The sequence below is a fragment of the Bradyrhizobium nivariense genome, from assembly GCF_029846695.2.
Classification (GTDB): Bacteria; Pseudomonadota; Alphaproteobacteria; order Rhizobiales; family Xanthobacteraceae; genus Bradyrhizobium.
In genome coordinates this window covers 12,416-26,166 of the sequence record NZ_JARWCR020000067.1, presented here as the reverse complement: position 1 = coordinate 26,166, position 13,751 = coordinate 12,416, and the positions used below count along the sequence as shown (strand labels likewise).

Here is a 13,751-nt window from a genome sequence, read left to right as displayed (position 1 = left end):
CACCCCAACCCTCTCCCCGCAGGCGGGAAGAGGGGGAGGCGGGGGCGGTGCTCGCGGCGAAGTCTAAGGAAGCGTCAGCGCCCGAAGCGCTTGGCCAGCATCTCTTTCAGGATCTGCCGCTTGATGGTCTTGTTGGTGAGCACGCCATCGTGCCACCAGAAGCCGTCGGCCTTCATCTTCTCGGCCGCGCGGACGAAGCGCTCGGCCACTTCCATGAAATCGGCGTCGGTATAGTTCAGGCTGAAGATCAGCCGGCCGGTGCCGACCCAGCTCAAGGACAGGCCTTCGGCGCGCAGATAGTATTGCAGCATCCAGTTGTAGCGGGACGGCGTGGTGTATTTCACCGTCCAGATCGACGAGAAGTTCGCGAACCGCACCGGCAGATCGGCATCGGTCATCATCTGGTTGAGCTTTCGCGCGCGGCCGTTCCAGGTCTCGTCCAGTCCGTCATAGACGGCGTGGAAGTTCGGGCTGGCGAGCCGGCTCAGAAACTCGTCCATCGCCGTCATGACGTAGGGATGCGAGTTGAAGGTGCCGCGGGCGAAGCAGACGTCGGCCGGGCGGTCGTCGCGGAAGCGGCGCATCAGCTCCCGTCTGCCGCAGACCACGCCGACCGGCAGGCCGCCGGCGAGGCTCTTGCCGTAGGTCACCATGTCGGCGCGCACGCCGAAATATTCCTGGGCGCCGCCTGCGGCGAGACGGAAGCCGACGAAGACCTCGTCGAAGATCAGCACGATGCCGCGCTGGTCGCAGACCTCGCGCAGCCTCTTCAGCCACTCGGTGTAGGCCGCGCGGTCGAAATTGCCGCCGCGGGAGGAGTCGACCAGCGCGGAATCGCCCGGCGCGTTGCCGTTCGGATGCAGCCCCTGCAGCGGGTTGACCAGCACGCAGGCGATGTCTTTGCGCGTACGCAGCACGTGCAGCGTCTTCTCCGACATCTCGGCGAGGGTGTAGGTCTCGTGCGCGGTGATCGGATTGCCGACGCCGGGCTGCACGTCGCCCCACCAGCCGTGATAGGCGCCGGCGAAGCGGACGAGATGCGTGCGCTTGGTGTGGTAGCGCGCAAGCCGCACCGCCTGCATCACGGCTTCGGTGCCGGACATGTGGAAGGATACTTCGTCGAGGCCGGAGATCTGACAGAGCCGCGCCACATTCTCGAGAATGACGGGATGGTAGGGGCCGAGCACCGGTCCGAGCGCATGGGCCCGCTTCTCGGAGCCCTCGATGCACTCCTTGTAGAAGTCGTTGCCGAAGATGTTGACGCCGTAGGAGCCGGTGAGGTCGTAGGAGGTGTTGCCGTCCACGTCCGTGACCGTGACGCCGCGCGAGGACTCCACGAAGGTCGAGGTGCCCAGCTGCTCGCGGACGAGACGCGAGAACTGGAACGGCACGCGGTAGGTCTCGGTGAAGTGCAGGTCGGAGATCTTCTCCGCCGCTTCCCTCGTCATCGCGCGGCCCTTGGGGTAGCGCTCGGCGTAGAGGCGCGCGAGATGGAAGAAGGCGTCCTTGCGCTGCGTTGCGACGTTCGCCGGCGCGCCGTCGCAGGCGAAGTACGTATCGCCTTCGAATTCGTAGAACGGGACCAGCTTTGCCACCCGGCGCGACATCTTGGAATGCCCGGAGAGCGAGCGATGCTTGGCGCGGGACAACGCAATCCGCGCCTTGAGCTTCGGGAAGGCGGCGGCAGCGGACGCTGCGGCGGCCACGGAAAATGAGAGAATCGGGAGTGTCGTTTCCATGACAACAAGCGCTAATACTGCGAGCTGACAGATTCATGACAGTCAAAGCCCTCATCGCCTCTTTCACCCAGCAGGAAGACCTCAACTTCCTGCTGACCAACCGCATCCCCCGCGCGGCCCTGACCCGCTTCATGGGCTGGTTCTCCAAGATCGAGAACCCGCTGGTGCGGGACGGCTCGATCGCGCTGTGGAAGCTGTTCTCCGACCTCGATCTGTCGGAGGCGCGCAAGACCCACTTCAAGAGCCTGCACGACTGCTTCACCCGGGAGCTCAAGCCCGGCTTGCGAGTCTTCGATCCGGACCCCTCCATCGTCGCCAGTCCGTCCGACGGCATCGTCGGCGCCCATGGCCGGATCGCCGACACCGAGCTGTTCCAGGTCAAGGGCGCGCCTTACTCGCTGCTCGATTTGCTCGGCGATTCCGCGCTGGTCGACCAACACCGCAACGGCTCCTTCGTCACGCTGCGGCTGACCTCGAGCATGTATCACCGCTTCCACGCGCCCTTTGACGCGCATATCGAGCGCGTCACGCTGATCCACGGCGACGTCTGGAACGTCAATCCGATCGCGCTGAAGCGGGTCGAGCGTCTCTTTTGCAAGAACGAGCGCGCGGTGATCCGCACGCGTTTGCCGACCGGCGAGGCTGTGACGCTGGTTCCGGTCGCCGCGATCCTGGTCGCAAGCATCCGTCTGCACTTCCTCGACATGGTGCTGAATGCGCAGACCAGGGGGCCGGTCAATTTTCCCTGCGACGTCAACGTGAGCAAGGGCGAGGAGCTCGGCTGGTTCGAGCATGGCTCGACCATCATCATCCTCGCGCCCGGCGATTTCACGTTCTGCGACGGCATCGCCGAAGGCACGCGCATTCGCGCAGGTCAAGCGCTGCTGCGAAAAAACTAGCCTTCAATCCGCCGCGTCGGCCGCCTATATCGTCCGTGGGGACGATTTGATCGACACGGATCTGGTGATGGCGCGGGCGCCGGTCATGGCGGCGGGTGGTATTGTGCTGCGGCGAGGCGCGCCGCCGCTGATTGCCGTCGTGCGCCAGCGCAAGCGTAACGAATGGGTGCTGCCCAAGGGCAAGCTCGACGATGGCGAGACGCCGAAGCAAGCCGCGCACCGCGAAGTGCTGGAAGAGACCGGCCATGACGTCGCCATCCATGAGTTTTTGGGCACGCTCGTCTATCAGTCCGGTGGCCGCTCCAAGGTCGTGCATTTCTGGCGCATGGAGGCCGATGGCGGTCCCGTCCGCAAGCTGATGAACGACATCAAGGCGGTCGACTGGCTGACGCTGGAAGACGCGCTCGCGCGCCTGTCGCGAGAGTACGAGCGCGTGTTCCTGGTACAAGTCGGCCCAATCGCGCTGGCGGCGGCGGGGCTAGCGCCGGCCGACGCGGAGATCCCACCGCCGCTTGCAAACGACGACGTCGACGCCGCGATGCAGACCCTGACACCGGCCGAAGCCGCCTCCATCGACGAAGTGCGCCATGGCCTGTTGCAGAAGGTGCGGGCCTGGCTGCGCGGCGAGGCGTAAGTTCTCATCGCCTCGCCCCGCGTTGACGGTGCACCCTCGCCCCTTGTGGGAGAGGGTGGCTTTGCGAAGCAAAGCCGGGTGAGGGGTCTCTCTCCACGCGTGAAGCTGTCGATGAGTTTTCGCGGATAGAACCCCTCATCCGGCGCCTCGCGCCACCTTCTCCCGCAAGGGGAGAAGGAAGAAAGTCACCGCCGCTCTTTCTTCTCCTTTGGCGCCGGCGCCGGTTTTCGCTGTGGAGCAGGCCGTTGCGCGCCCGGCGGGCGCTGCTGCAAGCCGGGCTGGCGATGCACGCCACCTTGTTGCGGCTGGACTGTCGGCTGCGCGCCGGGCTGACCGGGCTGCAATCCGCTGCGCGGCGTTTGTGGCTGTGGCGGTGTGCCCGGCCGTGGCGGCGTGACCGCTCCAGGCTGTGTCTGTCCGCTGCGTGGCGGCTGGGTTTGCGGCGTGCTGCCGGGCGTGCCTTGTCCGGTGTGCGACGCGCCTGCCGGCCGTCCCGCACCTTGCTGCTGACCTTGACCCGCGCGCGGTGTGCCCGGCTGCACGGCGCCGCCTTGTCCTTGCCGCTGCTGCGGCTGGGCGCCTTGTCGGTTCGGCGCGCCCGGCTGCTGCTGGCCTGGACGGTTGTTCTGACCGGGCTGGCCGTTCGGCCGCTGCGGCTGTTGTCCGGGCGCCGTGTTCGGCCGCAATTGCTGCTGTTGCGGCTGGAGCGGCCGCGGGATGCGCGGGCTCGCGGTCGGATTGGCGCGGCGGAAGTCGCGCTGCTCGGTGACGATCTGCCGGCCCGTGGTCTGCGCCAGATGCACCTGGCTGACGAAGCCGCGGTCGCGCGCGATCTGCTGTGGCGCGATCGTGATCGGTACCGCGGCAAAGCGCGTGACGCCAGCAGCGGCTGCGCCCGGCCGGATCGCAAAACCGCTCGCGCCTTGCGTCAGCGCGCCGAGCCGCGTCCCGCTCGTGCGGTCGTCGACGTCGATGTGTCCGACCCGTCCGTCAGCGTCGGGATAGAGCTTGATGTTGACGTTGTTGGCGTTGTTCGCGGCCGCGCCTTCCGGCACGTCGACGACGCCCGTGGTGCCGCGGATGCCGAGCGTCGCCGTCGGCGTCGTGATCTTCATGTCGCCGGTCTTTGCCACCGCCGCTGCGACGAAGGCGACCGTGCCCTTGCCGATGTCGAAGACGCCTGCGTTCTGCTTGCCGCCGTCCTCATAGACGTAATTGTCGATGGTGATTTTTGCGCTGGCGGAGAGGTTGAACGTGGTCGCGTCGTTGAAGGTGATGCCGAGCGAGGAGTTCGACGAAGTCTGCACGACGTCGTTGAGATAGATGTCGTCGCGCACCCGCAGCGGATAGGAATTCCTGTCGCGGATCACGGTCGCGATGCCCGTCACCGTCGCGACGTTGCCGATCGGCTCGACGGCGGCGGGTTGCGCCTCCGCCGCGGGAGCCGGTGAAGTCGATGGTGTCGGAGAGGGGGCGGGCGCCGGCTGCGTTTGTGGCTGCGCCTGCGCAAGCTCGATCGCATCGGATGCGAATGCAACGCTCGCGCCGGCCGGCGGCAACGCCAGCAGCACAAGCGCGAACATGAAGCGGCGCCAAGCCACGATAAAAGTCACGAGGAGTTCCGGTGAGAAACGCGAGGCGAGATCGACCGATATCAGCCCGATACAGCTGAACGGCGGATGAATGTCTATCGCACGGGGGCGGTGAACGTTCAAACCCAACTCTTTCCCCTCATGGTGAGGAGCGCGCCCTTGCGCGCGTCTCGAACCATGCAGGCCCGGCTCTCGATCCCGGGCCTCGCCCTTCGAGACGCCTGCTTCGCAGGCTCCTCAGGGTGAGGGGATAAACTGAGGCTGTCGCGGAAGATCCCGGGTCGATGCTTCGCATCGCCCGGGATGACGATAGTATAGGACGATGGTGGTGCGTCAGCTCACGCGTTTCCAGGTCTGGCCGCCGCAGAACATGCCGCCGAAAGCGCAGCCCTGCACGCGCATCGCATTCGGGCCCTTCATCGCGATCGTCGAGTCGTAATTTCGGCCAGAGTCGGGATCGTGGATGCGGCCGCTCCACTTCGCGCCGTCGGGCTTCATGTTGATCAGGATGCGCTCGTTGGACTTCATGGCATAGCCGCAGAGATTGGCCCCGCACTGTTCGACGCGAACATTGCCCTTGTTCTCTTCGGTCGCCCAAATGCCGATCGGCGTGTTGGCGGCCGGCGCAGGCGCGGCGGCGACCGGAGCCGGCGCGGGAGCAACCGCGACCGGCGCGGGCGCAGCAGCGGGAGCAGGAGCCGCAACGGGCGCAGTCTGCGTCGTGTTGTCGTAGCTGGCGGCCGGAGCAGCGGCAATCGTCGTGGCCGGAGCCGCGATAGCGGGAGCCGCCGGCGCGGTCGCCTGCACCGGGGCCTGCTGCACGGGCTGCTGCTGCACCGGAGCCGGCTGCGTGGTCGTGGCCGGAGCCGGCGTGGTGTCGATGTCATCGTCCTTGGAACCAAGGTCTTTGGAGCCAAGGCCCTTGAGGTTGATGTTGTTCAGCTTGATCGGCTTGTCCGACAGGCCCGGTGCGACGATGGTCACGCAGTTGAGCGAGGCGCAGTTGTGCGATGTCTCGATGCGGACCTGCTGGCCCTCGATCTGGAACGAGATCGAGTTACCGGCATGCGCGGCGGCGGTCGAAGCGAGGAAGAGCGCGGTGGCGGCGATGGTGAGCTTGTTCATGACAACCTCCGAAAAATGTGTGGGTCCCGATAGGACTGGAGTCGCTGGTGGATGAAGCGTGGTTCGACCCTACGCCGGGCCGGTCGGGCGCTCTGTGATAGACGTCACAACGGCCCGCCGGCGCTGGGTGAGGCAGCGCACATTCGGCCGCGGTTCTTCTGCGTAACGTCGTCGCGACACAGAGGGAGGCGACGATGATGCGGCTTGTGACTTCGCTTGGCACATTGATCGCGCTGATGGCGATTGCGCCCGCAGCCGAGGCCGGTTCTTACGCGTTCTCGATCGGCGGTCATCGGTTCCAGGTCGAGTCGCCCAGGAATTGCCGATCGGCCTCCTGTGTTTCGGTTTCCTCCAATCGCGGCTTTCGACCGGACGTCGATACGACACCGGCGCCGCCGGCGGTTGCGCCGTCGCAGCCGGTCTATCCCGTGGCTCCGGTCAGGCCGGCGCAAGCAAATGTGGTCGCGCCTCCACCGGCGCCGACAACTCCTGTCGCTGCTTCAACGACGTCGCAGCCCGTTGTCCTGCCGCAAGCGCCAAGACTTGAGGCGCCAAGACTTGCGGCGCCCAGCCTCAATCCGCCACGGGTTGAGCTGCCGCGGACAGATCCGCCGAAGACCGTCGCGCTCGATGCGCCGCGCATGGAGGCACTGGTCGTTGCTCCAAGGTCCGAGATCAAGCAGGCTGTGACGAGCCCAGAGCGCGGCGACGACGAGCCGGCCTATTTGCCGCTCGGTGAATGGGAGAGCGCAGGCGCCAAGGGCACGGTCCGCATCGAACGCTGCGGCCCTGCGCTGTGCGGCTACGCGCTGACCGAGGCGTCGAGCAGGGGCGAGAGCGTGCTCGTCAACATGAAGCCGAAAACGCACGACGTCTGGACCGGCAACATCTATAGCCGCTCCAGCGGCAGCACCTATTACGCGACGATGACGCTGCAGAATTCCGGCAAGCTCCACGTCGAAGCCTGCGCACTCGGCCACTTCTGGTGTTCCGGCAACGACTGGACGCGACCCGAAGAGCGGCCGGAGAAGCTGATCACGACGTCGCGGCAGTGGAGTGCGCGGTCGTAGTGTAACGTGGCCGCGCGCTCTTTCCCCATCCCCACAAAAAGGGAAGTGAAGAACGGCAGTCTTCGATGCGCTTGATGAGCCGCTAGATCATGCCGAGCACGATGGCGCCGACGAAGGCCAGCGCGAGGTACGCGGTGATAACGCTCAGTCTGCCGGCGAACGTCATGAGGTCGCTCCAGCTGTCGCGCCGCCTTGCGCGAGCGCATCATGGTTAACAGAAAGTCTCTTTCCGAAAAAGTCAGCCTTGCTGTCGCTCATCCTCGCCAGCGTTCGGCCGTGCGCGGGCTGGCATGGTTAAAGAAGGCTGAAATCAACACGTTGAAGAGTCTTTAAGTAAATTCACCGAACGTGCGTGCATGACGCGCGGAGTTCGTTTGTATCTCGTCGGCTCCATCGTCCTTGTTTCGCTAGCGGGTTGCGGACGCGGCTTCTTCCAGGCCGAACGTGAACCGTGGCGGGCCGAGGCCGAAGCCGCGTGCCTGAAATCGGGCGCGGTGAAAGAGGGGCCGGATCTCGTCCGCATCGACCCGATCTCCGGGCCGGGCATGTGCGGCGCCGAGTTTCCGCTCAAGGTCGCCGCCATCGGCGAAGGCTCGAGCAGCTACGGCTTTGCCGATGAAGAACTGCGTCCGCCCGGGAGCATTGGCAACCAGCCGCGCTGGCCGGTGACGCAGCCGCGATCGAATTACCCGCAGCGTCAGAACGCTCCGGCATCGTCCTATCCGCAACAGTCGAACTATCCCGAGAGCGCGGTGCGCCAGCCCTCCGGCTACGGTGCACCGTCCGGCCCGGTGTCGCTGAACGCGCCCGGCGTGGCGCCGCAGGAAGACGAGATCGATCTGCCGCCCGAGGGCACCGATGCCGCTGGCGCGTCGCGCTATATGAATGCGCCGAGCTATCCGGCGCGGCCGGCGCCTTACTCACAGGCGCCCGCGCAGCAACCGCCGCCGCGTCTTGGTCCGGCACAGGGCAATCCCGTCACCGCCGTCGGCCCGGTTGCGATCAAGCCGGTTGCGACGCTGGCCTGTCCGATCGTGTCCGAACTCGACCGCTGGCTCGCCGACACCGTGCAGCCCTCGGCGATGCGCTGGTTCGGCGCCCGCGTCGCGGAGATCAAGCAGATCTCCGCCTATTCCTGCCGCGGCATGAACGGCAATTCGCATGCCCATATCTCCGAGCATGCCTTCGGCAACGCGCTCGACATCGCCGCCTTCGTGCTCGCCGACGGCCGCCGCGTCACCGTGAAGGACGGCTGGCGCGGCATGCCGGAAGAGCAGGGATTTTTGCGCGACGTGCAGTCGGGTGCGTGCGCGCATTTCACCACGGTGCTGGCGCCGGGCTCGAACGTCTATCACTACGATCACATCCACGTCGATCTGATGCGTCGCGCCAGCCGCCGCCTGATCTGCCAGCCCGCCGCCGTTTCCGGCGACGAGGTCGCCGGGCGCGCGCACCAGCGCAATCCCTATGCGAATGCGCGCGATCCCTCCGTGACCGGCTCGCTCGGCCGCAAGAGCATCGCGCACAAGCGCGAAGAAGACGAGTACGCGGACGATTAGCCGGACTGGATTTTCCTTGTAGCCCGGATGAGCGAAGCGATATCCGGGACAGCATTCCCGCATATCGCTGCGCTCATGCGGACTACGATCGCGTCAACCGAGATGCCCATCGTCCGCTATCTCACCCACCCGCAGGTGCAAATCGACCCCGCGGTGCCCGTACCGCTCTGGGGCCTCAGTCCGATCGGTCGAACGCGCACCGAAGCGCTGGCGAATGCGAGCTGGCTCGCAAGCACCTCGCAGATCGTCACCAGCGGCGAGCGCAAGGCGATCGAGACCGCCGAGATCATTGCCGGCAAGCTCGGAATTATGATCGAAATCCGCGAGGCCATGCATGAGAATGACCGTTCGGCGACCGGGTTCCTGAAGCCGGCCGAATTCGAGGAGGTCGCCGACCAGTTTTTCGCGCAGCCGCATCTCAGCGTTCGCGGCTGGGAGCGCGCCGTGGATGCGCAGGCGCGCATCGTGCGCGAAGCTGAGGCGGTGCTTGCGCGCAATCGGCTTGGCGATATCCTCTTCGTCGGCCACGGCGCCGTCGGCACGCTGTTGCTCTGTCACTGTTCAGGCCAACCCATCGATCGCGTCCTCGATCAGCCAGCCGGCGGCGGTCATGTGTTCGCATTCGCGCGCGACGGGCGCCGTGTCCTGCACGCGTGGCGCCGCATGGAAGACCTGGACCGGCCGGCCTCGCGCTGAGCTCTGCCTGTTCAGCCGACGCCGCGTCTTCGGCAGAGCGCATCTCGGGCGCAAAAATTTGCGCACTCGCGATTGTTTCCTAAATCATTGAAATCAAAGCGACTATTGTGCCGCTGCGGGCTTTTCCGGCAATTGGCACAGTCGCTGCAATGAGGAAGCTGCAACGAAGCGGCGCGGCCGGCGCTGTGAGCCAACGGAACCCGTCATGCAGATGTCCGTCACCCCACCTTACTCCGATCTCGAACAGCGCGTGCTGTCGCGCATCACGGAGGAGCGCTGGCTTGATTTGGCATCCGAGCTGATCCGCACCGGCCAGCCGCGCTCCGGCAATCCGCTGGATCCCGATTTGCCGCCTGCCGAGGAAGAGGCGATCTCGATGCTGGTCGCGGGCAAGCTCGAAGCGCTTGGCATGGACGTCGCCAAGCACAGCGCGCAACCGCATCGGCCGAACGTGCTCGGTGTGTTGAAAGGACGGGACGGCGCGCCCTCGCTCATTCTCAACGATCACCTCGACACCTATCCGGTCGTCGAGCCCGAGAAATGGCACATGACGGATTTCGATCCGTTCAAGGCGACGCGGCACGGCGATCTGCTCTATGCGCGCGGCACGTCCGACACGCGCGGGAACCTCGCTGCATCGTTGCTCGCAGTGCAGGCCCTGATCGAAGCGGGTGTGAAGTTCGATGGCACCTTGATGTGCTGCTACACCGTCGATGAGGAGCGGAACGGCACCGAGGGCTCCATCTACATGCTGAACAAGGTTGGCCTCACCGCCGACTACGAGATCACCGCCGAGCCGACCGCCTGGGGTGACGTCAACAAGGACTGGGGCATGAACCTGTCGGTGGCCAATTCCGGCCACTGCCTGATCGAGCTCACGGTTCACGGGATCAAGTCGCACATCTGGCGGCCTGACATCAGCGTCAACGCCATCATGGAAGCGGCAAAGCTGTTGCCGAAGTTGAAGGACATGGCATTCACGCACGTGCCCAGCAGGTTCATGGGACATACGCCGCCCTGCTGCGCCGTGGTGCGCATCCGGGCCGGCCTGCCTGGCGAGATGCAGTTCTCGCCAGATGCCTGCACCATCACGCTCGCCGTGGTCGGCATCGTGCCCGGCATGACGCTATCGAGCGTGATCTCGGACATCGAGCGTCTCGGACGGGACACTTTTGCGGGTGTGAACGACGTCAAGGTGGAGGTGCGCCAGGTGCCCGGCTCGCTGTTCGTCAACGCGACCGAACCGGTGCCAGTCGAGGAGGAGCCGTGCCGCTCCTTGCGCGCGGTTTACCGGCGTCTGATGGGCCGCGAGCCCGGGGTCAACCGCAAGAATGCCTTCAACGACACGATCCGCTTCCGCGAAGCCGGCATCAATGCGGTGACGTTCGGTCCCGGAGAAGACGGCTGGGCCGTCGACAACGAGAACATCTCCATCACCAAGTCGGTGATGGCGACGCGGATCTACGCGCTGACCATCATGCAGATCCTGGGAGTGCGGACATGAGCGTCGAGGCGAGCCACATGACGATTCCAATCTCGCCCGATCGCACGCGACGCGGCAGCTTGCGGCTGCGGCTTCCAAAAGTCCCACGATCGGTGCTGCTCTCGACGCTGACCGTCGCCGTGCTGCTGGCTGGCTGGGCCATCGTCACGGAGAGGGGCTGGGCCAACGAGCTGTTCCTGCCGAAGCCGCAGGCGGTCTGGGCCGCGTTCGTCAAGACGATGACGAAGGGATATCAGGGCGCGACCCTGCTTCAGCATCTCGGCGCAAGCCTCTATCGTATCCTCACGGCCTTCACGCTGGCCTGCCTGATCGGCATTCCGCTCGGCGTCATCATGGGCGTGTCGCGCAACGCACGCGCGCTGCTCAATCCGTTGATCGAGTTCTACCGGCCACTGCCGCCGCTCGGCCTTTATACGCTGCTGGTGATGTGGCTCGGCATCGGTGAGAGCTCGAAGCTGTCGCTGCTGTTTCTTGCCGGTTTGCCGGGCATCGTCATCTCGACGATCCAGGCCGTCACCAGCGTGGACCCCGTCTATGTGCGCGCCGCACAGTCGCTCGGTGCGACCCGGCGCCACCTGCTCTTTCAGGTCTACCTGCCGGCGGCGGGACCGCTGATCCTCGCCGGCATGCGTATCTCGCTCGGATTTACCTATACCGTTCTCGTCGCCGCCGAAATCGTGGCGGCATCCGCCGGCATCGGCTGGATGATCTGGGACGCCGCAAAATTCCTGCTCTCCGACATCGTGATCATGGGGCTGATCGTGCTCGGTCTCACCGGCGTCGTGCTCGACCTCATTATGCGCGGCATCGCGAAACTGTTGATGCCGTGGGCCTGAATCCAATCCTGATCGAAGGGGAGACCTCCATGATGAAGAGACTGATTGCGACGCTCGCGTTTACCACGTTGGCGCTCACGGCCGCAGCACGCGCCGAGGACAAGCCGGCGAAGGTGACCGTCGGCTATCTGAACCTCGTGAACGCGCAGCTGGTCACCAAGCATCTCGGCCTGCTCGCCAAGGAGATGCCGGGCGTCGACATCAAATACGTCAAGATCGGCGGCGGCGGCGACATGCTGCGCGCGATCGCCGGCAACGACGTCGACTTCGGCGGCCTCGGCAACCCGCCCACCGCGATCGGCGCGACGCGCGCCCTGCCGATCAAGGGCATCCTGGTGATCAACATGCTCGATTATGTCGAGTCGATGGTGGTTCGCGCCGACAAGAACATCACCTCGCTCAAGGACCTCAAGGGCAAGACAGTGGCGGCGCCGTTCGGCTCCACCACACACTACCTCCTGCTCCAGGCGCTCAAGGACGAGGGTGTCGATCCCGCCTCGATGAAGATTTTGGACCTCGCGCCGTCGGACATCGCGGCGGCCTGGCTTCGCGGCGACATCGACGCTGCCTGGTTCTGGGAGCCGAATCTCGGCAAGACCGTGAAGAGCGGCGGCAGGATCCTCGTCACCTCGGGCGAGATGGCCAAGCGCGGCTACCCGACCTGGGACATCGGCGTCGTCATGAACGCGTTCGCGGAGAAATATCCGTCCTACGTCGATAAGTTCATCAAGGCCGAATGCGAAGGCATCGAATTCTGGCTGAAGAACCCGGAGAAGACCGCGGAGATCATCGCGGAAGAGCTATCGCTGCCCATCGAGGACGCGCAGCGAATGATGAAGGGCACCGGGATGGTCCCCTGCAACGAGCAGCTCACGGAGGAGTATCTCGGCACATCCGCGAAAAAGGGCAAGTTCGTCGACACGCTGGTCTCGACCGCCGACTTCCTGGTGAAGCAGGAGCGCCTGCCTAAGCTGTTGCCGCGCGCCGACTTCGAAGCCTTCATCCAGCCCGCATATCTGGAGAAGGTGATCGGCCGCTAAGGTCGGGGCGCGCCGCGTTGCAATCTGAGCGGAGACCTCCTAGGCTTCGAGCCGTCACTCGAAGGGAGACCGATCGTGGAGCGCAGCGATGCGCATGAGGTGGCCGATCCAGCTGAGCCGCGCGCCGAACTCCCACGGCCCGGGACCGGACGTTATGTGCTGAAGGCGTTGGACAAGCCCGATCTGGACCTGGTGATGCGAACCGGCAGGCTCGCGACCTACCAGAATCGCGAATATCTGCTGCGGGAGGGCGAGCCCGCAAACGGCATCCACATCATCCTGAACGGAATCGTCGAAAGCACCCATGCCGGCACGCAGGGGCGCGAGCTGATGCTGTCGACCTGGGAGGCAGGTGACTTCGTCGGCGCGCCCTATATCCTCGGCGATCACCGCCACAGTTGGTCAGCCCGTGCGCTCGGGCGGGTCGAAGCGCTGCATCTCGACCAGGATGCGGTCCGCGCGCTGATCGCGCAGTCGCCGTCGTTCGCAGTCGCGCTGATCGAGTGCCTCGGCTTCAAGGGCGAGACCTATTCGATGCTGGCGCAGACGCTGGCGGGACAGAAGGCGGCGGAACGGCTGGTGCTGCTCCTGGTCAAGCTGTGCGAGAACGCGGCCCAGGATGAAACGGGCCCGATCCCGCTCGGCCGCATCACGCAGGCCAATCTCGCGCGCATGATCGGCGCGACGCGCCAGTCGATCAGCCTGATCCTCAGCCGCCTCCAGGACGACGGCATCATCTCGACTGGCCCGACCAAGATGGTCGTCAACGATCTCGCTGCGCTCCGGAAGCAGGTTACCGACTAGGCGTGTACTCATAAAGGTCAGCTTACCGACAAGGTCAGCTTACCGACGCAAAACGGGAGTCTCCCGCCTTGAGCATGGTCGGCGGCTTGTGGCCCGAGCTGGACGTCCATTCAACATCACCGCAACAACTTGTAAGCGCCGTGAACCTAGTCAGCAACCCTGACCAACGCAAAGCCGCAAAACTCTGGTAGGTTCGAGCACCCGGGCGTTTGGCCCCTGCGGGGAGGCAATGGTGACGGACTCAGAAGTCTCC

Annotated in this window: 12 protein-coding genes; 9 read left to right on the top strand and 3 right to left on the bottom strand. The window is 65.3% G+C overall.

The annotated features are described in order from the left end of the window. Positions 1–74: 74 nt before the first annotated feature. Positions 75–1,739, bottom strand: a complete 1,665-nt coding sequence (locus QCM77_RS36020) for an aminotransferase class III-fold pyridoxal phosphate-dependent enzyme (protein WP_280096134.1) — start codon at positions 1,737–1,739, stop codon at positions 75–77. 35 nt (positions 1,740–1,774) lie between these two features. Between QCM77_RS36020 and asd the strand changes: the two genes are divergently transcribed. Together asd and QCM77_RS36010 are read left to right on the top strand one after the other, a co-directional pair. Continuing rightward, positions 1,775–2,638, top strand: coding sequence for an archaetidylserine decarboxylase (gene asd / locus QCM77_RS36015; RefSeq protein ID WP_280096133.1), 864 nt, complete (start codon positions 1,775–1,777; stop codon positions 2,636–2,638). A 67-nt stretch (positions 2,639–2,705) separates the two neighbouring features. Beyond that, entirely contained in the window at positions 2,706–3,272 is a 567-nt protein-coding gene (locus QCM77_RS36010; protein ID WP_279690938.1) for an NUDIX hydrolase, read from the top strand. A gap of 185 nt (positions 3,273–3,457) precedes the next feature. Here the strand turns inward: QCM77_RS36010 and QCM77_RS36005 are convergent, their stop codons facing one another. Together QCM77_RS36005 and QCM77_RS36000 are read right to left on the bottom strand one after the other, a co-directional pair. Continuing rightward, positions 3,458–4,876 (bottom strand): FecR domain-containing protein, encoded by a 1,419-nt coding sequence (locus QCM77_RS36005; RefSeq protein ID WP_280096149.1) that lies wholly within the window; start codon positions 4,874–4,876, stop codon positions 3,458–3,460. 321 nt (positions 4,877–5,197) lie between these two features. Then, positions 5,198–5,989 carry a DUF2147 domain-containing protein gene (locus QCM77_RS36000; RefSeq protein WP_280096132.1) on the bottom strand — a complete coding sequence of 264 codons (792 nt, stop codon included), beginning with the start codon at positions 5,987–5,989 and terminating at the stop codon, positions 5,198–5,200. Positions 5,990–6,183: 194 nt separating this feature from the next. Here QCM77_RS36000 and QCM77_RS35995 point away from each other — a divergent pair, with 194 nt between their 5' ends. The 7 genes from QCM77_RS35995 (at position 6,184) to QCM77_RS35965 (ending at position 13,498) form a co-directional block, all read left to right on the top strand. Continuing rightward, positions 6,184–7,059, top strand: a complete 876-nt coding sequence (locus QCM77_RS35995; protein WP_280096131.1) for a DUF2147 domain-containing protein — start codon at positions 6,184–6,186, stop codon at positions 7,057–7,059. A gap of 356 nt (positions 7,060–7,415) precedes the next feature. Further along, positions 7,416–8,618, top strand: coding sequence for an extensin family protein (locus QCM77_RS35990; RefSeq protein ID WP_280096130.1), 1,203 nt, complete (start codon positions 7,416–7,418; stop codon positions 8,616–8,618). Between the two features lie 102 nt (positions 8,619–8,720). After that, entirely contained in the window at positions 8,721–9,314 is a 594-nt protein-coding gene (locus QCM77_RS35985; RefSeq protein WP_279661175.1) for a histidine phosphatase family protein, read from the top strand. Positions 9,315–9,519: 205 nt separating this feature from the next. Further along, the gene (locus tag QCM77_RS35980; protein WP_280096129.1) at positions 9,520–10,818 is read left to right on the top strand and encodes a M20 family metallopeptidase; all 1,299 of its coding nucleotides are present in this window, start codon (positions 9,520–9,522) and stop codon (positions 10,816–10,818) included. After that, positions 10,815–11,654 carry an ABC transporter permease gene (locus tag QCM77_RS35975; protein ID WP_280096128.1) on the top strand — a complete coding sequence of 280 codons (840 nt, stop codon included), beginning with the start codon at positions 10,815–10,817 and terminating at the stop codon, positions 11,652–11,654. The genes QCM77_RS35980 and QCM77_RS35975 overlap by 4 nt, the downstream gene beginning before the upstream one ends. A 29-nt stretch (positions 11,655–11,683) precedes the next feature. Then, entirely contained in the window at positions 11,684–12,694 is a 1,011-nt protein-coding gene (locus QCM77_RS35970) for a taurine ABC transporter substrate-binding protein (RefSeq protein ID WP_280096127.1), read from the top strand. A gap of 75 nt (positions 12,695–12,769) precedes the next feature. Then, the gene (locus tag QCM77_RS35965) at positions 12,770–13,498 is read left to right on the top strand and encodes a Crp/Fnr family transcriptional regulator (RefSeq protein ID WP_280096126.1); all 729 of its coding nucleotides are present in this window, start codon (positions 12,770–12,772) and stop codon (positions 13,496–13,498) included. The last annotated feature ends 253 nt before the right edge of the window (positions 13,499–13,751 follow it).

Coding starts and splice junctions, on each gene's coding strand:
- QCM77_RS36010 (WP_279690938.1), top strand. CDS start 2,706: ATGGCGCGGGCGCCGGTCATGGCGGCGGGTGGTATTGTGCTGCGGCGA.
- QCM77_RS35970 (WP_280096127.1), top strand. CDS start 11,684: ATGATGAAGAGACTGATTGCGACGCTCGCGTTTACCACGTTGGCGCTC.
- QCM77_RS36000 (WP_280096132.1), bottom strand. CDS start 5,989: ATGAACAAGCTCACCATCGCCGCCACCGCGCTCTTCCTCGCTTCGACC.
- QCM77_RS35985 (WP_279661175.1), top strand. CDS start 8,721: ATGCCCATCGTCCGCTATCTCACCCACCCGCAGGTGCAAATCGACCCC.
- QCM77_RS35995 (WP_280096131.1), top strand. CDS start 6,184: ATGATGCGGCTTGTGACTTCGCTTGGCACATTGATCGCGCTGATGGCG.
- QCM77_RS35990 (WP_280096130.1), top strand. CDS start 7,416: ATGACGCGCGGAGTTCGTTTGTATCTCGTCGGCTCCATCGTCCTTGTT.
- QCM77_RS36020 (WP_280096134.1), bottom strand. CDS start 1,739: ATGGAAACGACACTCCCGATTCTCTCATTTTCCGTGGCCGCCGCAGCG.
- QCM77_RS35980 (WP_280096129.1), top strand. CDS start 9,520: ATGCAGATGTCCGTCACCCCACCTTACTCCGATCTCGAACAGCGCGTG.
- QCM77_RS35975 (WP_280096128.1), top strand. CDS start 10,815: ATGAGCGTCGAGGCGAGCCACATGACGATTCCAATCTCGCCCGATCGC.
- asd (WP_280096133.1), top strand. CDS start 1,775: ATGACAGTCAAAGCCCTCATCGCCTCTTTCACCCAGCAGGAAGACCTC.